22 protein-coding genes and 1 pseudogene are annotated in these 20,134 nt (G+C 72.3%); 13 read left to right on the plus strand and 10 right to left on the minus strand.

Translation table 11 applies throughout. From position 1 onward, the window contains the following. Positions 1-362: pseudogene (locus COGEMETH_RS10025) on the minus strand (alpha/beta fold hydrolase); the annotation flags it as partial. 129 nt (positions 363-491) lie between these two features. Then, complete coding sequence (gene cobS / locus COGEMETH_RS10030; RefSeq protein WP_238182439.1) at positions 492-1,313, minus strand: adenosylcobinamide-GDP ribazoletransferase; 822 nt, start codon at positions 1,311-1,313, stop codon at positions 492-494. Positions 1,314-1,420: 107 nt separating this feature from the next. On the opposite strand from cobS, the gene cobT reads away from it, so the two are divergent. The 3 genes from cobT to queC all read left to right on the plus strand — a co-directional run bounded on the left by cobT (position 1,421) and on the right by queC (position 3,600). After that, the gene (gene cobT / locus COGEMETH_RS10035) at positions 1,421-2,443 is read left to right on the plus strand and encodes a nicotinate-nucleotide--dimethylbenzimidazole phosphoribosyltransferase (protein ID WP_238182440.1); all 1,023 of its coding nucleotides are present in this window, start codon (positions 1,421-1,423) and stop codon (positions 2,441-2,443) included. Between the two features lie 67 nt (positions 2,444-2,510). Further along, positions 2,511-2,867, plus strand: a complete 357-nt coding sequence (gene queD, locus COGEMETH_RS10040) for a 6-carboxytetrahydropterin synthase QueD (RefSeq protein WP_238182441.1) — start codon at positions 2,511-2,513, stop codon at positions 2,865-2,867. Continuing rightward, positions 2,860-3,600 carry a 7-cyano-7-deazaguanine synthase QueC gene (gene queC, locus COGEMETH_RS10045; RefSeq protein ID WP_238182442.1) on the plus strand — a complete coding sequence of 247 codons (741 nt, stop codon included), beginning with the start codon at positions 2,860-2,862 and terminating at the stop codon, positions 3,598-3,600. The genes queD and queC overlap by 8 nt, the downstream gene beginning before the upstream one ends. Before the next feature lie 25 nt (positions 3,601-3,625). Here queC and COGEMETH_RS10050 read toward each other — a convergent pair whose 3' ends face one another. Both COGEMETH_RS10050 and COGEMETH_RS10055 read right to left on the minus strand, forming a co-directional pair. Then, positions 3,626-4,714: a methyl-accepting chemotaxis protein gene (locus COGEMETH_RS10050; RefSeq protein WP_238182443.1), complete on the minus strand. Its 1,089-nt coding sequence runs from the start codon at positions 4,712-4,714 to the stop codon at positions 3,626-3,628. A gap of 204 nt (positions 4,715-4,918) precedes the next feature. Next, positions 4,919-5,479 carry a TetR/AcrR family transcriptional regulator gene (locus COGEMETH_RS10055; RefSeq protein ID WP_238182444.1) on the minus strand — a complete coding sequence of 187 codons (561 nt, stop codon included), beginning with the start codon at positions 5,477-5,479 and terminating at the stop codon, positions 4,919-4,921. A gap of 181 nt (positions 5,480-5,660) precedes the next feature. Here COGEMETH_RS10055 and COGEMETH_RS10060 point away from each other — a divergent pair, with 181 nt between their 5' ends. The 5 genes from COGEMETH_RS10060 (at position 5,661) to COGEMETH_RS10080 (ending at position 9,361) form a co-directional block, all read left to right on the plus strand. Further along, positions 5,661-6,593, plus strand: a complete 933-nt coding sequence (locus COGEMETH_RS10060) for a quinoprotein relay system zinc metallohydrolase 2 (protein ID WP_238182445.1) — start codon at positions 5,661-5,663, stop codon at positions 6,591-6,593. 41 nt (positions 6,594-6,634) lie between these two features. Then, positions 6,635-7,450 (plus strand): quinoprotein dehydrogenase-associated SoxYZ-like carrier, encoded by an 816-nt coding sequence (locus tag COGEMETH_RS10065; protein ID WP_238182446.1) that lies wholly within the window; start codon positions 6,635-6,637, stop codon positions 7,448-7,450. 12 nt (positions 7,451-7,462) lie between these two features. Then, on the plus strand, positions 7,463-8,050 hold the full coding sequence (locus COGEMETH_RS10070; protein ID WP_238182447.1) for a rhodanese-like domain-containing protein: 588 nt from the start codon (positions 7,463-7,465) through the stop codon (positions 8,048-8,050). 141 nt (positions 8,051-8,191) lie between these two features. Next, positions 8,192-9,016 carry a 3-methyl-2-oxobutanoate hydroxymethyltransferase gene (gene panB, locus COGEMETH_RS10075; RefSeq protein ID WP_238182448.1) on the plus strand — a complete coding sequence of 275 codons (825 nt, stop codon included), beginning with the start codon at positions 8,192-8,194 and terminating at the stop codon, positions 9,014-9,016. A gap of 117 nt (positions 9,017-9,133) precedes the next feature. Then, on the plus strand, positions 9,134-9,361 hold the full coding sequence (locus COGEMETH_RS10080) for a hypothetical protein (RefSeq protein ID WP_238182449.1): 228 nt from the start codon (positions 9,134-9,136) through the stop codon (positions 9,359-9,361). A 6-nt stretch (positions 9,362-9,367) separates the two neighbouring features. Here the strand turns inward: COGEMETH_RS10080 and COGEMETH_RS10085 are convergent, their stop codons facing one another. After that, positions 9,368-10,360, minus strand: coding sequence for an NUDIX hydrolase (locus COGEMETH_RS10085; RefSeq protein WP_238182450.1), 993 nt, complete (start codon positions 10,358-10,360; stop codon positions 9,368-9,370). A gap of 389 nt (positions 10,361-10,749) precedes the next feature. Between COGEMETH_RS10085 and thiE the strand changes: the two genes are divergently transcribed. From thiE to COGEMETH_RS10100, 3 genes are all read left to right on the plus strand, one after another. Continuing rightward, positions 10,750-11,460, plus strand: a complete 711-nt coding sequence (gene thiE / locus COGEMETH_RS10090) for a thiamine phosphate synthase (protein WP_238182451.1) — start codon at positions 10,750-10,752, stop codon at positions 11,458-11,460. Next, on the plus strand, positions 11,457-12,263 hold the full coding sequence (gene thiD / locus COGEMETH_RS10095) for a bifunctional hydroxymethylpyrimidine kinase/phosphomethylpyrimidine kinase (protein ID WP_238182452.1): 807 nt from the start codon (positions 11,457-11,459) through the stop codon (positions 12,261-12,263). Before thiE ends, thiD begins: the two co-directional genes overlap by 4 nt. A 171-nt stretch (positions 12,264-12,434) precedes the next feature. After that, positions 12,435-13,067 (plus strand): helix-turn-helix domain-containing protein, encoded by a 633-nt coding sequence (locus COGEMETH_RS10100; RefSeq protein WP_238182453.1) that lies wholly within the window; start codon positions 12,435-12,437, stop codon positions 13,065-13,067. A 103-nt stretch (positions 13,068-13,170) separates the two neighbouring features. Here COGEMETH_RS10100 and COGEMETH_RS10105 read toward each other — a convergent pair whose 3' ends face one another. From COGEMETH_RS10105 to COGEMETH_RS10125, 5 genes are all read right to left on the minus strand, one after another. Beyond that, positions 13,171-13,758 (minus strand): ABC-type transport auxiliary lipoprotein family protein, encoded by a 588-nt coding sequence (locus tag COGEMETH_RS10105; protein WP_238182454.1) that lies wholly within the window; start codon positions 13,756-13,758, stop codon positions 13,171-13,173. A 121-nt stretch (positions 13,759-13,879) separates the two neighbouring features. After that, positions 13,880-14,962 (minus strand): MlaD family protein, encoded by a 1,083-nt coding sequence (locus tag COGEMETH_RS10110; RefSeq protein ID WP_238182455.1) that lies wholly within the window; start codon positions 14,960-14,962, stop codon positions 13,880-13,882. A gap of 98 nt (positions 14,963-15,060) precedes the next feature. After that, a complete protein-coding gene (locus COGEMETH_RS10115) occupies positions 15,061-15,864 on the minus strand; it encodes an ABC transporter ATP-binding protein (RefSeq protein ID WP_238182456.1) in 804 nt (267 codons plus the stop codon). 7 nt (positions 15,865-15,871) lie between these two features. Then, the gene (locus tag COGEMETH_RS10120) at positions 15,872-16,969 is read right to left on the minus strand and encodes an ABC transporter permease (RefSeq protein WP_238182460.1); all 1,098 of its coding nucleotides are present in this window, start codon (positions 16,967-16,969) and stop codon (positions 15,872-15,874) included. A gap of 120 nt (positions 16,970-17,089) precedes the next feature. Continuing rightward, entirely contained in the window at positions 17,090-18,244 is a 1,155-nt protein-coding gene (locus tag COGEMETH_RS10125; RefSeq protein ID WP_373875338.1) for an MFS transporter, read from the minus strand. Positions 18,245-18,414: 170 nt separating this feature from the next. Between COGEMETH_RS10125 and COGEMETH_RS10130 the strand changes: the two genes are divergently transcribed. Continuing rightward, positions 18,415-19,458, plus strand: coding sequence for a hypothetical protein (locus COGEMETH_RS10130; RefSeq protein WP_238182458.1), 1,044 nt, complete (start codon positions 18,415-18,417; stop codon positions 19,456-19,458). Positions 19,459-19,540: 82 nt separating this feature from the next. Beyond that, the gene (locus COGEMETH_RS10135; protein ID WP_238182459.1) at positions 19,541-19,981 is read left to right on the plus strand and encodes a DUF1489 family protein; all 441 of its coding nucleotides are present in this window, start codon (positions 19,541-19,543) and stop codon (positions 19,979-19,981) included. Positions 19,982-20,134: the final 153 nt, after the last annotated feature.

Here is a 20,134-nt window from a genome sequence, read left to right on the forward strand (position 1 = left end):
AAGCCCGGCAGGTCGAGGGCGTAGACCGGCCGCCGCGTCCGGTAATGGGTGTAGAGCGGGCGGACCTCGTAGGCGTTGGCGGCGGCGTTGATCGAGTGGACCAGCAGAAGGGGCGGCCCGTCGACCTCGGCCGAGCCGTAGAAGGAGACGCCGCCGGCCTCCACCGTGTCCAGGGTCTCGCGACGGCCCGGCAGCGCCGGGGGCAGGAACATCCGCCGGTCGATCCCCAGCCGGCTGTAGGCCATCCAGCCGCCCACCGTGCCGAGGGCGGCAAGACCCAGGCCCTTGCCCAGGCCCTTGCCGAGCGCCTTGGCACCCCGTCCTGTCAGGAGGGGAAGGATGCTGTGGGGTTTTCTCGCCATCGACGCCTCGTACTCTCAATCGCCGCACCGGCAAACGGCCCTCAGAGGGGCCCATCGCCGTCCGGTAGAACGCCCTGCGGCAGACAACCCGCAGCCTGTGGTGGGGTTGCCGGTCGCTGCTCGTCCGGCTCATCCCGAGGCGACGACGGCGGCAAGCAAAGCGGCGACCTCGCAGACCTGTTGGCAGGCGCCGATCACGTCCCCGGTCTGCCCGCCGATTTTTTGCCGGGCGAGCCGCGTCATCGCCACGGCGGCGGCCCCCGCAAGAACGATCATGCCGAGGACGCCCGAGGCCGGCAGGCCGAAGGGGAGCGCCAGCAGCGCCAGGAGCAGACCCCAGCCGGCGGCGAGCGCCAGCGTCCCCCGTCTCGGGCGCCCGACCGCGGCGCTCAAGCCGCCGGGGCGGGCAGGCGGCAGCAGCACCATCGGCGCGAGCGCGGCCACCCGCGACAGGACGGCCGCCAGCACCAGGGCGAGCGCCGCGACGGAACCCGTCCGGTCGAGGAGCGTGGCGAGCGCCCCGATCCGCATCGCCAGAATCAAAACGAGCGCCGTGCCGCCGTAGGCGCCGATGCGGCTGTCGCGCATGATCTCCAGCCGCCGCTCCGGCGTGGCGCCGCCGCCGAAGCCGTCGGCCACGTCGGCCAGGCCGTCCTCGTGCAGCGCCCCGGTCAGCATCACGCCCACCGCAACGGCCAGCGTCGCGGCCAGGAACGGCCCGAGGCCGAGCCACCATCCGGCCGCCAGCGTCAGCGCCGGGGGCAGGGACAGGATCAGCCCCGCCACCGGCAGCATCCGCGGGATCGTGGTGAAGTCGGGCACCGCGTGCGGGTCCGGCTCGCCGGGCAGGCGCGGCACCGACAGGCGGGAATAGAACCGCAGGCAGGCCGCCAGATCGTGGAGCAGGCCGCGCCCCGGCCAATCGGCCTCGCCACCCGACGCATCGCCCATAGCCCGAGCCTTCACCCTGGTCCCGGCTAGGACTATAGCTCGCGCGGCGGACGCCACCCCCATCGCACGGGGGGCCGCCCACAGATTTGCTCCGGACACCCTGACCGATGACCGATGCCAGCCCCTTTTCGGACATCCGCCGCCTGATCGAGGCGATGCCCGGCCCGGACCGCGAGGCGACGATGGCGATCGCCGAGCGCGAGGCCGGCCTCACGAAGCCCGCCGGCTCGCTGGGTCGGCTGGAGCAGCTGGTGGCCTGGCTCGGCGCCTGGCAGGGCAAGGCCGCCCCGACGCTCGACCGGCCGCTGGTCTGCGTCTTCGCCGGCAGCCATGGGGTGACGCGGCACGGGGTCTCGGCCTTCCCCGACGCGGTCAACCGCCAGATGCTCGACAACTTCGCGGCCGGCGGGGGCGCGATCAACCAGATCTGCGCCGCCTACGGCCTCGGCTTCAAGGTGTTCGACCTCGCCATCGACCTGCCCACCGGCGACATCACCCGGGAGCCGGCGCTCGACGAGAAGGCGTGCGTGGCCACCATGGCCTTCGGCATGGAGGCGGTGGCCGCCGGCACCGACTGCCTCGGCATCGGCGAGATGGGCATCGGCAACACCACGGTCGCCGCCGCCCTCTACGCGGCGCTGCTCGGCGGGCCGGCCGCGCATTGGGTCGGGCCCGGCACCGGCGTGGACGAGGCGGGCGTCGCGCGCAAGGTAGCGGCCGTCGAGGCGGCGCTCGCCCACCATGCCGGCCATCTCGACGACCCGCTGGAGGTCCTGGCCCGGCTCGGCGGGCGCGAGGTCGCGGCGATGGCCGGCGCCATCCTGGCCGCCCGGCTCCAGCGGGTGCCGGTGGTGCTCGACGGCTACGTCGCCACGGCCGCGGCCGCCGTGCTGCACGCCCTCGACCCGTCGGCCCTCGACCATTGCCTGGCCGGCCACGTCTCGGCCGAGGGGGCGCATGCCGAGGTGCTGGAGCGCCTCGGGCTGGTGCCCCTGCTGGCGCTGGGCATGCGGCTCGGCGAGGGCTCGGGGGCCGGAATGGCCATCGGCCTGCTCAAGGGGGCGCTGGCCTGCCACCGCGACATGGCGACCTTCGCCCAGGCCGGGGTCTCGGGACGCTCCGAGGCGTAGGGTCCCTGGCGCGCGAAATGCCTTTCGGTGCTATGGCGGCGCCCGACCGACCATCAAGACGCAGACCATGAAGATCACGCAGAGCTTCACCTTCGAGGCGGCCCACCGCCTGCCGAACGTGCCCGAGAGCCATCGCTGCCACCGCATGCACGGGCATTCCTACCGCGTCGAACTGACGGTGCGGGGGGACGTGGACGCGCGCACGGGCTGGGTGATCGACTTCTTCGACGTGGAGCGCATCTTCGCGCCCCTGCTGGAGCGCCTCGACCACCATTGCCTCAACGAGGTCGAGGGGCTGGAGAACCCCACCGCGGAGAACATCGCCGCCTGGATCTGGCACCGCACCCGGCCGGACCTGCCGGGCCTGTCCTCGGTCAAGGTGTTCGAGACCCCGATGTCCTGGGCGGAGTTCGAGGGTGAGTGACGGATCGGGGGAGAGCCGCGCCCTCGTCCTGTTCTCGGGGGGACAGGATTCGGCCACCTGCCTCGCCTGGGCGCTCGATCGCTTCGCCCACGTGGAGACCCTGGGCTTCGAGTACGGCCAGCGCCACCGGATCGAACTCGACGGGCGCGGGCGCCTGCGCGCGGGCCTCGTGCGGATCGTCCCGGCCTGGGGGCGCCGCCTCGGGGCCGACCACACCCTGGCGCTGGATGCGCTGGGCCAGGTCTCCGACACGGCCCTGACCCGCGAGGCCGAGATCGGCTACCAGGCCTCGGGCCTGCCCAACACCTTCGTGCCCGGCCGCAACATCGTCTTCCTCACCTTAGCCGCCGCGCTCGCCTACCGCCGCGGCCTGCGCCACATCGTCGGCGGCATGTGCGAGACCGACTATTCCGGCTATCCCGATTGCCGGGACGACACGATCAAGGCCCTCCAGGTGGCCCTCAACCTCGGCATGGACCGGCGCTTCGTGCTGCACACGCCGCTGATGTGGCTCGACAAGGCGCAGACCTGGCACCTCGCGCAGGAACTCGGCGGGCGCCCCCTGGTCGACCTCGTGGTCGAGGAGAGCCACACCTGCTACCTCGGCGTACGCGGCCTGCGGCACCCCTGGGGCTACGGTTGCGGCACCTGCCCGGCCTGCCTGTTGCGGGCCTCGGGCTACGCGCGTTTCGCGGCGGAGAGCGTGGAGTCGGACACCGGGACTGTCCCGTGAACCGTCCGGCCCGCGGGCAGGCCGTTCACGGCTTGGTCTGGACGATCATCCCGTACCAGCCCAGGCCCCGATAGGTCTCGTAGCCGGGCGTGCGGTGGAAGGCGGTGACGGCCCCGCTGCGCGCGTCCCGCTCGACGCCGCTGGTTCGGCCGCCGGGATCGAAGCCGATGGTCTCTTCCAGCGCCCCCCGGCCGTCGGACGCGGCCAGGACGCGGCGCTTCCCGTCGACCAGGAGCACGCGGGTGCGGGCGCGCTCCTCGGGGGAGACGCGCACGCCCTGCACGATCGCCCGCGCCTGCGGCTCCCAGTCGAAGTGGATGGCGAGTACGCCGCAGGCCGGCCCGGCGGCCCGTCCGCCCGCACGGATCGCGGCCGCGTAGGTCGCCACCTGCGCACCATCGAGGCCCGCCTCCCGCCGCACGTCGGCGCAGGCATACCCGTCCCCGTCGCGCAAAGCCGCGGCCTCCCGGAACCACGGCTCGCCCGCCACGCTCCGGCCCCTGACGCCCGGATAGCGCTCCGGCCTGCCGTTGGCGCGGACGATGCCGTCGCTGTCGCACAGCCAGAGGTCGAGGTAGACCGTGTAGGCGGACAGGATGACCCCGAGCCTGTCGCAGGCATGGCCGGCGGCGGCGTCCGTGGGTTCGGACGCGCACGCGACCATGGCCGCGTCGGTGGCCCACCAGCGCACGTCGCAGGTCCGCTCGTAGAGGTTGCGGTCGATCAGTTCGACGGCGTTGAGCGCCAGGTCGACCAGCCGCTCGCCCTGCGCCCGGACGGCCATCGCGCCGATCGCCTGCTGAAGGTCCGCGATGCGGCCGGACAGTTGCGTCTCCAGTTCGCGGGCCAGGGCCTCCACCTCGGCCCCGATGCCGCGGACCTCCTGCGCCACGACCGAGAAGCCCAGCCCGTGCTCGCCGGCCCGCGCCGCCTCGATGAGGGCGTTCAGGGCCAGCATCTTGGCCTGCGCCGTGATCTGATGGATGCGACCGATCTTCTCCTGCGCGATCCGGTCGAGGCCGGCCGTCAGGCCCGAGATCGCCGCGAGCGTCGGGGCATCGTCACGGCCAAGGTCCGGGGCGGAGACCGCAATCTTCGAAGCAGCGGCACGCATGAGTGATCCGGACGGCGACGAGACTGCAAAGCGCCCGGAGACCCTGTATAAGCAGCCTTAAAAATTCGGTAAAATCCGATTTCGTTCAGTCGGTCGTCAGGCATTGCATCAATTCAACCGAAAGAAGCATCGCCAATACGTCGTGCAATCGCACCTTGGGCGCCGTGCGTCGATCCGGGCATGGGCACCGGCCCTTCGGGCGATTCAGCGCAGGCTCTCGTCCAGGGCGCGCAACGTCCCCTGGAACGCCTCCGGGCCGCCCAGCAGGCGCTCCATCAGGAGAGCCCCCTCGAGCGTCGCGATGACGAAGCGGGCATAGGCCGCCGGATCGAGGCTCGCACGCACGCTGCCGTCGGCCCGGCCCTCCGCCAGCACCCGTTCGAGCCAGGCGAGATGCGCCTCGAAAAAGCGCACGATGTCGTGATGCAGCCGCTCGGGCAGGGCGTCGCCCTCGGTGGCCAGGGCCGCGCAGAGGCAGCCGAGGCCCTGCTCGACGCCGCCGAGATAGAGTCGGCCGTAGGCCGCGATCCGGCCCGCGCCGTCCGGATGCTCCGCCCGGATGGCCGTGAGGGCCGCCTCGTAGCGGGCCGCGTAGGCCGCGACGAGGGCGGCGCCGAGATCCGCCTTGGTCGGGAAATGGTGGTGGATGCTCGCCTTGCGGATGCCGACCGCGGCTGCGAGGTCGGCATAGCTGAAGCCGGAATAGCCGCGGCCCCGCACCAGGGTCTCGGCCTGCATCAGCAACTCGGCGCGGGTGTCTCTCATCGCTGCTCTGCCGGCGGGCGTGGCCGCTCGCGGGGACGTGCGGGGACATCGGTGATCGCCGACGTCTGTGCCACTTGACCGATGAAAAATCTACCAACTAAATGGTTGGCAACCAATGAGGGAGGTTCGGCATGGCGGCGACCGCCGTCCGGCATAGGCGCATCCCATCGAGGATCGGCGCATGAAATCCGCGCCCTCGCGCCGTCAGGCCCTGCTCGGCGGGTTCTGCCTGTGCTGCCTGCCGACCCTCGGACGTGCCGCCGAATCCTTCGCGATGACCGAGGTCGGGCCGGGCGTGTTCATGCGGCGGGGACCCAACGCCGAGGCGACGCCGGAGAACGACGACGCCATCGCCAATATCGGCTTCGTCGTCGGCCGCGACGGCGTGCTCGTGACCGAATCGGGCGGCAGCCTCGCCGACGGGCAATGGCTGCGGTCCGAGATCCGCAAGCGCACGGACAAGCCGATCCGCCACGTGGTGATGACCCACGTCCACCCGGACCATTGCTTCGGCGCGGCGGCCTTCGCCGAGGACAGGCCGAACTACGTCGGCCATTCGGGCCTGCGCGAGGCCTTGGACGCGCGCGGCGAATATTACCGCACGCGGCTCGCCGACATCCTCGGGGCGGACCGGGCCGGCAGCGTGGTCTACCCGACGCAGGCCGTGACGGGCGCGGCCGAGATCGACCTCGGCGACCGTAAGCTCCGCTTCACCGCGCACGGCACCGCCCACACCTCCTGCGACCTGTCGATGCTCGATACCGGCAGCGGCCTCCTGTTCACGGGGGACCTGCTCTCGGTGGGACGCATCCCGTCGCTGGACGGCAACCTCACCGGCTGGCTCAGGGAGACCGAGCGCCTGAAGGGGATGGGCGCGACCCGCGCGGTGCCCGGCCACGGCCCGGTCAGCGTCGACCTCGAGCCGGCGCTTTCGGACCTGACGCGCTACCTGGGAACCCTGCGCGAGGAGACCCGCAAGGCGGTGGCGGCCGACATGCCCATCGACAAGGCGGTGGCCACCGTCGCCCAGTCGGAGCGGGACAAGTGGGAGCTGTTCGACACCTATAACGGCCGCAACGTCACCGAGGCCTACAAGGAACTCGAGTGGGAATGAGGCCGACCGCGACTTATGTTTCAAGAACCCGGAGGAACGCCATGAAACCCGTCCACACCCTCGCCCTCGGCCTCGCCCTCTCCGCCGCATTGCTCGGCGGCCCGGCCCGCGCCGCCGGCGCCTCGGACACGGATGCGGAGCGCGCCGCCCGCTGGCAGGAGATCGCCAAGTCGATCTTCGGCGACCGCAAGATCGAGCCGACCGACACGCTGGTGAAGATCGACGCCCCGGCCCGCGCCCTCGACGCCGCCCTGGTGCCGATCACCCTGACCATGCCCGAGAAGGACAAGATCAAGGCGATCCACTTCGTCATCGACGACAACCCGTCGCCCTACGCCGCCCATATCAGCTTCGGCCCCGCCGCCGACCCGGCCGAACTGAAGCTGCGCGTGCGGGTCAACAACTACACGAACGTCCACGCCGTGGCCGAGACCCGGGACGGCGGCCTCTACGAGGCGACGCAGTTCGTCAAAGCCTCCGGCGGCTGCTCGGCCCCGATGGGCATGAGCGACGAGGAGGCGATGAAGGGCATGGGCGACATGCGGATGAAGTTCGCGGAAGGCCAGCCCGGCAAGCCCGTGGAGGCCACCCTGATGATCCGCCACCCGAATTTTTCCGGGATGCAGATGAACCAGGTGACCCGCGACTACACGCCGGCCCGCTACATCAACAAGCTCACCGTCACCCGCGGCGACCAGACCGTCTTCACCCTGGACGGCGACATCTCGATCTCCTCGAACCCGGTGATCGGCTTCGGCCTCAATCCGGAGGGCAAGGGTCCGATCAAGGTCGCGGCCAGCGACAATCAGGGCGGCCGCTGGGAGCACAGCTTCACCGTGCCGAGCCCGAGCAACTGACGGGCGGCCCGAATGCGCTCACTCACCAGGACCGGTGCCGTCGCGGCCATCGCTCTCGTCGTCCTGTCGGCGGCAATGCCCGCCGACTCGCCCGTGAACGTGCCGGAGCCGGACGGGATCTGGACCGGCCCGCAGCGCGGCTACACGCCTGAAACCCTGAAGGGTGCGAGCGTGATCGACGCCGGGCGGCTCGACGCGCTGATGCCCGCGGGTCCGCTGCTCCTCGACGTCGCCATGGAGGACCGCAAGCCCGCGGGCTTTCCCGACGACCGGCCCTGGCTGCCGGCCCACCGCTCGATTCCCGGCGCGGTCTGGATGCCGCTGGCCGGCGCCGCGCCGATCGACCCGGAGCGCGAGGCGCTGTTCTACGCCCGCGTCGAGGCGCTGACAGGGGGCGACAAGGCAAAGCCGATCGTCACCTTCTGCCATCCCGAGTGCTGGGGCAGCTGGAACGCGGGCAAGCGTCTCGTGCTCAAGGGCTACACCAACGTGCACTGGTTCCCGCAGGGGATCGAGGGCTGGCAGGACCGGCACGAGACCGCGGTGATCCGCCCGGACCCGGCCTGGGAGGCCAAATCCGGAGGCCGGGCGGAGCGGTAGCCCCCGCCGACGCCCGGACACCTCTGTCACCGCGCCGGACCCGGCGCGCTGGCCCGCGGGGCGGCGCGCTGTATAAGGCACGGGACGCGGGAGGGCCCCGCCCGCGAGCGGGCCCGTAGCGTGCAACAGGAAACGCAGGCGATGTCGCAGGTCGTGCAATCCCGCCGCCTGAGGGCGGTCGACATCGCCAAGCGCAAGGCCGAGGGCGCCAAGATCATCGCGCTGACCGCCTACCACGCCCACACCGCCGGCATCCTCGACGCCCATTGCGACTTCATCCTGGTGGGCGATTCCCTGGGCATGGTGATGCACGGGATGGAATCGACCCTGCCCGTCACCCTGGAGATGATGATCCTCCAGGCGCAGGCGGTGATCCGGGGCACGAGCCGGGCGCTCGTCGTGGTGGACATGCCCTTCGGCTCCTACGAGGCCGGCCGCGAACAAGCGTTCATGAGCGCCGCCCGCATCCTCAAGGAGACGGGGGCGGGGGCGGTCAAGCTGGAGGGCGGGGCGCGCTTCGCCGAGACGGTGGCGTTCCTGACGCAGCGGGGCGTGCCGGTGATGGGCCATATCGGCCTGACGCCGCAATCGGTGAACACCATGGGCGGCTTCAAGGTCCAGGGCCGCGGGCCGGACGGCGAGCGCCTGCTCCTGGAGGATGCCCGCGCGATCAGCGAGGCGGGCGCCTTCGCCATCGTGCTGGAGGGCATCGTCGAGCCGGTGGCCCGCGCCATCGCCGGCGCGCCGCAGGTCACGGCGGCCACCATCGGCATCGGCGCCTCCCCGTTCTGCGACGGCCAGATCCTGGTGCTGGAGGACATGCTGGGCCTGAGCGAAACGGTGCCGAAGTTCGTCCGGCAGTTCGGGTCCCTGCGCGCCCATATCGAGGAGGCCGTGCGGACCTACGCAGAGGAGGTCCGCGCCGGCCGATTCCCGGCCGAGGACCACACCTACGCCCCGCGCTGAGAGGCACGGTCTCGGTACTCTGCCGGAAGGCCGACGCCGTCCGGACCCGTGGTCCGGGGCCTGCGCGGATCGACCTTGGCCGCATTCATGCGTTACCCTGGCCGTGAAGGGGACGACATGGACGCAAGCTGCATCGATTTGAACAACGAGGCCGTCCGGATCGGATCGGAACGCCTGCTCAGCCACCTGCGCACCGAGGGGCTGAGCTACCGCCTCTGGGTCTCGGGGACGGAGGCCGGCAGCACGGTGCACATGCGGGTCGCCGGCCTGACCGACAGCCTCGACGCGCGCATCCGCGCCGTGCTGATCGGGACCGCGACGCAGCTCGACCTCTCCGGCAACTGAGCGGGCCTACGACGGCCGCCGCGACGGGGTGAGGCGCAGGCCCGGCGCCGGGCGCTCCAGCAGCACCTCCCGGCGGAAGCGCACGAGGCGGGCCGGCCGGCCCGCCGTGCCGCTGGTGAGCGCCTCCGTCTCCTCCACCAGCCCCTGCTGCGCCACGAGCCGGCGGAAGTTCTGCTTGTGCAGCTGCGTGCCCGACAGGGCCTCGACCGTGCGCTGGAGCTGGAGCAGGGTGAAGTGCGGCGGCATCAGCTCGAACACCACCGGCCGGTACTTGATCTTGCCCCGCAAGCGCCCGATCGCGGTGGCCAGCACCCGGCGGTGGTCGAAGGCCATGGGCACGCCGGTCGGGTCGCCGGCCTTGGCCGGCCCCGGATTGCCGGCGGCTTCCGGGATCAGGCCGGCCTCGAACAGGAGTTCGTAGCGCTCCAGCACCCGCTCCTCGTTCCAGGTCCCGCCGTCGAGGCCGAAGGTCAGGCCGAGGCGGTCGGCCCGCAGGCGCCGCAGCTTCGCCTCGGCGGGCTCGGCCGCCCAGGCGCGCAGGCTCGCCTCGATGGCGTCGAGCTGGGCCGGCCTGCCCTGGCGGAAATCCTCGTAGGGCAGGTGGCGGTACCAGTTGTGCCAGGCGGCCTCGGCGAGCCCGGCCGTGCGCTCCTCCCGGACCAGGGCGAGGTAGGCGAGGGAGAGGGAGTGCACGCCCGCGCTGCCGCCGCCCTGCCGGTCGCGGTCGCCGAAGGTGTAGAGCTGCTCGACGTAGCCGAGGCGCTGGTGGGTCTGGCGCTCGACCCAGGCGCGCAGGCCGCGCTCCAGGGTGGCATGCTCCGGCACGAGGGGCCCCGCCGGCAGGCCCTCGCCGCGCCCGGCGGCCTGGTCCGGCACGCGCACCGTCAGCGCGCGCGGCTCCCCGTCCGTGGCGGCGACGATCACGGCGACGAGCCCGACGGAGGACCGGCTCGGCCCCTGCCGCCCGATCCCGCTCGAAGGCGCCACGATCGTCGTCATCCCCTTCGCCGCTCTGTCCGATTCCGCGAGAAACGCCGATGGTTTAGGCGCAGATCGCCGCCCCCCGTCAACGCCGCGGGCGCAATGGGCCGGGGATCGCGACGCCGGGCCGCGGGGCGGCCGCATGGCCCGATCCCCTTGCAAAGCCGGTGGCCCGCGCTCAAACCCTCCCGGTACGTCGCGACGCGGATGACATTCCGAATGCTCCCACCCGTCCCCCTCGTCCTGAGGTGCCCGCGCCGGCGGGCCTCGAAGGAGGGTTCCAGTGGCCGCGCAATCCCTGGAGGGCTCCTTCGCGGGCTGCGCTGCGCTCCGCCACTTCGGGATGAGGGGGATGGCTGGGAGGAGCGCCTGCCGGCGCCCCGCCGCCACGCGACGGGGTTGCACCGGTGAGCGGGGGGCTCTCGCAGCGCCCGGCCGCCGGCACGCCGGTGGACCTCCGGCTCTACGGCCTCCTCGACGTCGGCGTCTGCGGCACGGATGGGACCCGGCTCGCGCGGATGGCGGCGGAGGCGGTGGCCGGCGGCTGCACCCTCCTGCAATATCGCGAAAAGGCGATTCCCGACGCGCGGGCGGCGCTGGCCCGCATCCGGGCGATCCACGCCGCGGTGGCGGGCCGGGTGCCGCTGCTCGTCAACGACCGGGTCGACCTGGCCCTGGCGGCGGGCGCGGAGGGCGTCCACCTCGGCCAGGGGGACCTGCATCCCCAGGATGCGCGGCGCCTGCTCGGCGCCGGCGCGATCGTCGGGCTGACCCTGAAGACCGGCGCGCAGGCCGACGAACTCTACCGCTTGCCGGTGGACTACGCCTGCATCGGCGGCGTCTTCGCCACCACGAGCAAGGACAACCCGGACCCGCCGGTGGGGATCGAGGGTTTCTCCCGCATCGCCTTCCGGGCCCGGCTCGCCCGCGGTGGCGGACTGCCGGTCGGCGCCATAGCGGGCATCGATTCGAGCAATGCGGCCGCCGTGATCGCGGCCGGAGCCGACGGGGTCGCGGTGATCTCGGCCCTGTTCGGCGGCGATTCGGTCGAGGGTCGGACGCGGGACCTGCGGGAGCGGGTCGATGCGGCCCTGCGCGAACGGGGAGGGGGCTCATGACGCCGATCGCACTCACGATCGCAGGCTCGGATTCCGGCGGGGGCGCCGGCATCCAGGCCGACCTCAAGACCTTCTCGGCGCTCCGCGTCTACGGGGCCAGCGTGGTCACGGCGCTCACCGCCCAGAACACGCTCGGCGTCCAGGCGATCCACGACGTGCCGGCCGACTTCGTCGCCCGCCAGCTGGAGAGCGTGTTCTCGGACCTCGCCGTCACCGCGGTGAAGATCGGGATGCTGTCCCAGGCTCCCGTCATCGCGGCCGTGGCCGAGGCGCTGGAGCGCCACGCCCGCCGGATTCCGGTGGTGCTCGATCCCGTGATGGTCGCCACCAGCGGCGACCGGCTGATCTCCGACGCGGCGGTGGAGGCTTTGCGCACCCGCCTGATGCCGCTCGCCGACCTCATCACCCCGAACCTGCCGGAGGCCGCGGCCCTGCTGGGCGAGGCGGTGGCGGCCGACGAGAACGCCGCCGTGGCGCAGGGCCGCCGCCTGATCGCCCTGCGGGCGCCCGCCGTCCTCATCAAGGGCGGGCACGCGGAGGGGACGGAGAGCGTCGACCACCTGCTCTGCGCGGACGGGACCATGCGGCGCTTCGCGGCGCCGCGCGTCGCGACCCGCAACACCCACGGCACCGGCTGCACCCTCTCGGCCGCGGTCGCCGCCGGCCTCGCGCGGGGGTTGCCCCTGGAGGAGGCGGTGGCGGCCGCCAAGGCCTACGTCAACGCGGCGATCCTGGCGGCCGACCGCCTGTCGATCGGGCAGGGCCACGGCCCGGTCCACCACTTCCACGCCGCCTGGGGCTGAGCTTTTTACGGGCGTACCCCACAACCCGACGCCCGGTGCGCCTTGCATCGCCTCGGCGATTGCGTTTGTATTAGCGTACGTTCGTTCGGATAATGGAACGCGCGGGCGCCGGATCGGAGACGGGACCGGGTCGGGCGCGGTGGGCAGGACGGGTTTCAGGTTCAGGGTACGATGCAGGATCAGGCGGAACGGGTCGAGCGGGTGGGGCGCAGCCGCGACCTGCTCAGCGGAGCGCAGGTCCTGTCGGGTCAGCTCGGCAAAACCATCCAGCGGCTGCGCAAGGCCTACAACCTCTCCCTCTCGGAGCTCGCCGAGCAGTCGGGCGTGGCCAAGTCGATCATCAGCCAGATCGAGCGCAACGAGACCAACCCGACGCTGGCCACGATCTGGCGCCTGAGCCAGGCGCTCGACGTCTCGATCGAGCGGGTGCTGGCGGCCGGCGACGAGGAGCCCTTCATCGAGAAATCGTCGCGGGCCGACACGCCGATCCTGGTCTCGGACGACGGCAAGGTCCGGCTCGCGATCATCGGCTGGATCAAGACGGTCGAGTGGCTGCAATGGTACGAGGTCTCGGCCGACCCCGGCGGCGTGCTCGACTCGGACCCGCACCAGCGCGGCTCGGTGGAATCCCTCTCGGTGGCGCAGGGCTGCTTCGAGGTGGACATCGGCGGCGTGGTCCAGCGCGCCCGCGTCGGCGAGACCCTGCGCTACCGCTGCGACCGGCCCCATAGCGTGCGCTGCACCGGGGAGGGGCCCGGCCGGGCGACCATGGTGGTGATCATGAAAGCCGCGGTGATGGAGTAGATCGGCAGCCGGAAGCCGGTCCCTGCACCTTCGCACCGGACCGGAATTGCATCCACGTCGCGATCTATCGCGATCCCGGCGTCCCGTTCAGCCGACCGATGCTCTACCGCCCGGAATTCACCCACTGCACCATCTCGGCCAGCACCGTGGCGAGCGCCCGGTCCAGAGCCATGGCCCCGGTGCCGGCATCGACCTTGGCGACGGGCACGCGGGCCGTGAAGATGCGGGCGGCAGCGACCTTCCCGGTCCCCTCCGCGATGAGCTTGGCCGAGAGGTCGACCACCGCCTCGCCGGTCCCGGCCGAGATGTCGAAGGCGCGGATCTCGCTGATGAGCTGGAGGTCCGAGACGACCTTGTCCCCCGGCCGGCTGACGGAGCGCAGTCGCCCGGAATTCTCCAGGCTCTGGATCAGGCGGGTCTGGATCAGGCGGGGCAGGCGGTCGGCCCACTGGCCGCCGCCGAGGAAGGAGAGGGCGCCGCCAGGCTCGCGCACGATGATGCGGTCGGCCTCGAAGGGCTGGATGCCCACGGGCTCGGCCACCACGATCGAGCGCGCGGCCGCCACGGTCCGGCCGGAGGGGGGCAGGGCCGCGAGGTCGAAGGTCATGGGCGCAGCGCCGCCGCCGCAGCCGCCGAGCGCGGTCGCCAGCAGCACGGTCGCGATCGCGAGGGCCGGGATGGGTCGGGTCATACGCAAAACCTGGGCGTCCCCGTCGGCGGGCGACGAGGACCGTGAAGCTACGCCGTAGAAACTACGGAGATGCGCGATCCGTGCCGTGCGCCCGGGCACATACGGCCGAGCCGGGCCGGATTCAGCGGCCACCGTTGTATTCCGGCAACGAGGGCTTGCCGCCGAAGATCACCTGCGAGGGGTCGCGCTCCAGGCTCTTCACGGTGCGGTTCAGGGTGCCGAGCGTCCGCTGGCCGTCGGTGGAGAGAGCCTCGACCTCGCGCCGACCGCTGCCGCTGAGGCGGTTGAAGCTCGACGCGATGTTGGAGGTGCGCTTGTCGAGGTTCTCCGACATGGTGCGGAAGGCCTTGCCGGCATCGCGCACCGACATCGCGGCCTCCTTGATCTCGGCGAAGGTGCTGGTGCCCGCCTCGCCAGAGGCCGAGCCGAGGAACCCCTGCGCGCCCTTCAGCACGCCGTCGATGCGATCGGCCGAGGCGTTGAGCTTGGCCGCCAGCGTCCGGGCGTCGTGCAGGCCCGCCTCGATGTCGGGGCTGGACTGGGCGAGCGCCGCCGAGAACCGGTCGGCGTTGTCGATCACCCGGTTGAGCTTGGTGCCGTCGATCGCCTTGACGAGGCTGGAGACGGCCGGGCCGGCATCGGCGAGGGTCTTGGAGAAGGACTCGACGTTGGCCAGCGTCCGGTTGATCGCGCCCTCGTTGCCGGCCACCACCTTGTCGAGGCGCTGGAGCACGTCGTCGGCCCGCTGCGCGATCTGGCGGGCGGCCGCCATCATGTCCTGGATGTCGGAGGAATCGGCGAAGATCGTCGGCATCTCCCCGCCGCTGCCGGGGGCGAGCACCGGCGCGTCGGCGTTGCCGCCGGAGAGCGCGATCACCGAGACGCCGGTGAGCATCGCCGAATCGAGGCGGGCGCGGGTGTCGGCCCGCAGGGGCGTCGTCGGCTCGACCTTGACCACGGCGACCACCCGGCGCGGGTCCTGCGGCAGCAGGCGCACGTCGGAGACCTCGCCGACCTTGATGCCGTTGAAGGTCACGCTCGACCCGCGTGACAGCCCCCCGACGCTGCCGGAGAACACGACGCGCACGCTCGCACTGACCTGCCGCGACGAGCCGCCCGACAGCCAGAACACGAAGCCGAAGCCGGCCAGGATCACGGCGATGGTGAAGGCCCCGATCAGGGCATAGTTCGCGCGGGTCTCCATGCGGTCAGCCCTTTGGCCAAGCTTGCGCCGCCGGGCGGTGCGCGGACGCACCCGGCCCGGCCGGCCTGTGGATGGGGCGGGCGCGCCCACGCATAGGATCATGCATGGGCGGCTGCCCCCGTGACGATGGCGCGGGCGCGCTTGCCGTGGAAATAGGAGCGCAGCCACGGGTGGTCGCTGGCCAGCATCTCCGCGATCGGCCCGGCCGCGATGATCTGGCCGTCGCCGAGCGCCGCGATGCGGTCGCAGGCGGTGTAGAGGCTGTCGAGGTCGTGCGTCACCATGAAGACGGTGAGCCCGAGGGTCTCCTTCAGGGTCGAGACCAGCTCGTCGAACTCGCCGGCGCCGATCGGGTCGAGGCCCGAGGTCGGCTCGTCGAGGAACAGGATCTCGGGGTCGAGCGCCAGGGAGCGGGCCAAAGCCGCCCGCTTGATCATGCCGCCGGAGAGTTCGGAGGGCAGCTTGTCGGCCGCATCCGGCTTCAGGCCGACCATCGCGATCTTGAGGCGGGCGAACTCGTCGAGCAGGCGCTCGGAGAGCTTGAGGTGCTCGCGCATCGGCACCTGGATGTTCTGCTTGACGGTGAGCGCCGAGAACAGGGCGCCCTGCTGGAACAGCACGCCCCAGCGCTGCTCGATGCGGCGGCGCTGGGACGAGTTCAAACCGTCCATGTCCTGCCCGAAGCATTCGATCCGGCCGGAGCGCTTGGGCACGAGGCCGAGGATGGTCCGGGTCAGCACCGACTTGCCCTGGCCGGAGGGCCCGACGAAACCCAGGATCTCGCCGCGGCGGATGTCGAGGTTCAGGCCCTTGAGGATCGTGCGCTCGCCGAAGCCCACGACGAGGTCGCGCACGCGGATGATCGCGTCGCTTGCGGGGGCGGGCGGGGCGGCGGGGTGCACGGCGGGCTCAGAAATCGATGGCAGCGAAGAACACCGCGAAGAGGCCATCCAAGACGATGACCATGAAGATAGACTTGACGACTGAGGCGGTGACGTGGCGGCCGAGCGACTCGGCCGAGCCCTCGACGGCGAAGCCCTCGATGGTGGCGATGATGCCGATGGTCAGCGCCATGAACGGCGCCTTGATCAGCCCGACGAAGACGTGGTGCAGGCCGACCGCCGCCTGGAGCCGGGCGAGGAACTGCTCCACCGTCAGCCCGCCGTAGAGCATGGCGGTGAACCCGCCGCCGGCAAGCGCCGCCAGCGCCCCGATCAGCGTCAGCATCGGCAGGCCGATCACCAGGGCGAGGATGCGCGGCACGATCAGGATCTCGATCGGGTCGAGGCCCATGACGCGGAGCGCATCGACCTCCTCGCGCATGCGCATCGAGCCGATCTCGGCGGTGAAGGCCGAGCCGGAGCGGCCGGCCACCATGATCGAGGTGAGCAGAACGCCGAGTTCGCGCAGGATCAGCAGGCCGATCAGGTTGACCACGAAGGTCTGCGCGCCGAAGCGCTGCAACTGGAAGATGCCCTGCTGCGCGACGATGCCGCCGACGAGGAACGAGATCAGGATGATGATCGGCGCACCGCGGAAGGCGACCTGCTCGATCTGGTTGACGAGCGCCGTGCCGCGGAAGCTGCTCGGGCGGGCGGCCACCCGCACGCAGGCGGCGATGACCTCGCCGAGGAAGGCGATGCCGGTGACGAGGTCGTGCCGGCCGCGCACCACGGAGCGGCCGATGCCGTCGAGGGAGCCGTAGACCAGCCCCAGCGCCGGCTTCTTCGGCACGTCCGCCTCGCGCAGGACGGCCTCGCTCAGCAGGATGCGGTGCTCGGGGCGGGCGCCGGCATAGCTGAGCCGGCCGCCGCCGGCCTCGATCTCGGCGCGGGTGCGCTCCAGGACCCAGGCACCGAGGGTGTCGAGGCGCTCAAGCCCCGAGAGGTCCACGACCACGGCCCGGCCCGCGGCCTGGGACGCGATGCGCGCGGCCGCCGACTCCACGGCCGCGCCCTGGTCGGTGGTCCAGCGCCCGTCCAGGGCCACGCGGCCGCTGCCCGGCACGCCCGTGGCGCCGGCCGGTTCACGGCTCGTCGGATAGGCCGGCGCGACGCCTTCGGTCAGCACGGACAGGTGTCTCCTCTTGCAGGTCGAGCCTGCGCGCTGGTTATGTCCAGATTAGGGTTACGGCTTCGTCTCCTGTTGCGACGCCGCGTACACGAGGCCGAGGCCGGCGAGCGCCAGGGGCGCCATCAGGCCGAAGGCGAGAGGGCCGCCGGCCCGGTAGGCCAGCCCGCTCAGCAGCGTCGCGCCGGCCGAGAGCGTGGCGTTGGCCGCGCTCAGGGTGCCCTGCGCCCGGCCCCGGGCGCCATCCGGCGCGAAGGCCGAGACGGCGGCCATGGCGCCGAGCTGCGTCGCGCCGAAGGTCAGGCCGTGCAGGCCTTGCAGGAGCACGAGGGTGCCGAGGGCGTCGCCGAACCAGACCATGCCGAGGGCGCGCAGCAGCGCCGCGCAACCGCCCAGCGCGATCATCCGGAACGGGCTGCGCCAGCGGGCGGGCAACCGCCCGACCAGAGCGAACAGCACGATCTCGGCCACCACGCCGACGCCCCAGAGGCCGCCGACCGTGGCGGTGGAGAGCCCGTGGGCGGTCCAGTGGATGCTGCCGAAGGCGTAGATCGCCGCATGGCTCGCCTGGATCGCGGACGCCGCCCCGATGCAGAGCCAGAGCCGCAGGGGCAGCCGGGGGCGGGGCCCCGCGATCACCGCCGTGGGATGGGCCGCCACCGACCGGCTCCGGTAGGCGATGAGGCCGGCTGCCAGGGCGAGGCCCGTCAGCAGGAGGGGCACGGCGAGCCGCTCGCCCAATAGGGTGAGCAGGGCACCGCCCACGAGGTTGGCGACCAGGAAGGCCACCGAGCCGGACATGCGGATGCGGGCATAGTCGAGGCGCGGCTGGCGGCGCACGGCGGCAAGCGTCAGGTAGTCGATGCTCGGCACCAGGGGCGCACCGGCCACGGCGTTGAGCAGGATCAGCCCGGCGAGCAGCGGCCATCCGAGGTTTGCCGCCGCCGGCATCAGGGCGTAGGTCGCCGCCAGCGCCAGGCTGCCGGCCACGAGCAGGCTGCGCGCCCCGACGCCGCGGTCGATCAGGCCCATCAGCGGCGCGGTCGCCACGATCCGGGTGGCGATCGGCAGCGCCAGCAGCAGCCCGATCACCACGGCGTCGAGCCCGAGGGCATCGAGCCAGACCGGCATGAACGGCATGGCGATGCCGATCTCCGTGAACACCACCGCGTAGAGCAGCGACAGGCGGAGCGGGCCGGGATCGGGCGGGATTCTTTGGGACACGTATCCGGGAGGGAGCGGGGGAAGGGGCAGCGGCGTGGAGGGCGGCGCGGTGCCGTAAGCGCCCGTTAAACAGGGCCTGTCAAATTGTCGGCAACGAGGATTGCGCGGGGCGCGGGCCTGTCCGGCCCGTTCCCGCCTGTCCCGCAGGGTTCGCGTCCATGTCCGGCTCCCAATCGCTCACCACCTTCGCGCCGACCGAGTACGAGGTCATCGAGGCGACGATGACTGAGAGCGCGCGCGGGCGCTGGTTCCTCGCCGAGTTCTCGCGCCGCAACCGCACCGCCGACACCGACATGCTGCTGGGGGCGATGGCGCGCCTCGAGAGCGCGGTCGGCGCGGGGCGCGAGCCCGACGGGATCGGGCACCTGCGCGGCGACCTGCTGGACATGGCCAACGCGATCAGCCGCACCAAGGCGGAGATCGCGGCGCTGAGCACCCCCGACCAGGACCAGACCCGCCTCGGCCTCGCCTCGGAGGCGCTGGACGCCATCGTGCGGGCCACCGAGCGGGCGACCTCCGACATCCTCGGCGCGGCCGAGGCAGTGCAGGAGACGGCCTGGACCCTGCGCGAGCAGGGCATCGCGCCGTCCGTGTGCGACGACCTCGACCGGCACGCCACGCAGATCTACACCGCCTGCTCCTTCCAGGACCTCACGGCGCAGCGCACCGGGCGCATCGTGCACACCCTGCGCTACCTGGAGGAGCGCCTCTCGGCGATGATCGGGATCTGGGGCGCCGCCGACGACCGGGTCCCCCCCGCCCCCGGAGAGGCGGCCGCGCGCGCGCAGGCCGCAGCCGCGCCCGAGGACCTCTGCCAGAGCGACGTGGACCGCTACATCGCCATGGAAGGCGCGGTCACCGCCGCCGCGGCTCCGAGCGTGCTGTCGGGCCCCATCCCCTTGGAGGACGACATCGCCTTCGTCCCCGTGGCGCCGGAACAGGCCGTCCCGGAGCCAGAGGCGACGGGCGCGGGCGCCGTCGAGCCAGAGGCGGTGGACGCGGTCGCGTCGCAATATCCGATCGGCGACCAGGACCCGAGCGAGGACATCGACGAGCCGGAATTCGACCTCTCCCTCTCGGAAGTCGAGGACGGGCCGGCGGCCGCACCCGCAGCGGCCGCCCAGCAGCAGGCGTCGGCCGCCCACGCCTTCGAGGACATCGACGCCCTGAGCATCGAGGAGAAGATCGCCCTGTTCTCGTAGGTCCGGGAGGGGGGATCGGGGCGGGCCCGGCCTGCTATAGGGCGTACGTGGCCCGTAGGGGCCGACCAGCGATACGGTGCCCGTGGCCCTTCACCTGCTCAAGCTCAGCGTCGGTCCGGAAACGATCGCGGACCTCGAGGCCCGACAGGCCCGGTTCCGGGCCGAGGCCGTGCGCGAGGGCCGCGACCCGGCCTCCTTCCACACCACGCGGATGATCCCGAAGCGCCGCCGGGAGATCGCCGGCCGCGGCTCGATCTACTGGGTGATCAAGGGGACGCTCTGCTGCCGGCAGGCGCTCACGGCGATCGTGCCGTTCACCGGCGAGGACGGCGTGCCGCGCTGCCGGCTGATGCTGGACGAGCGGCTGGTCCCGGTCGCCCCGCGGCCCTGCCGGCCGTTCCAGGGCTGGCGCTACCTCACCCAGAAGGACGCGCCCCCCGACCTCGACGGCGCCACCGCGACCGGCCTCGCCGAGATGCCGGAAGCCCTGCGGCGGGAACTCGTGGGCCTCGGCCTGCTCTGAGTCCGGCGATCGGGCCGGATCGGGACCGGCGCCTCTCCGTTCGACGTCGCCGGAAGACTCGCGCTCGGCGCGTGTCCCTCTCCGCTCTGCGGGAGAGGGTGGCCCGCGAGCTAAGTCGGGAGAGGGAAGCGCCGTATCCGGAGAGGTCGCTCC

This window comes from Methylobacterium trifolii (genome assembly GCF_022179685.1).
GTDB lineage: Bacteria > Pseudomonadota > Alphaproteobacteria > Rhizobiales > Beijerinckiaceae > Methylobacterium > Methylobacterium trifolii.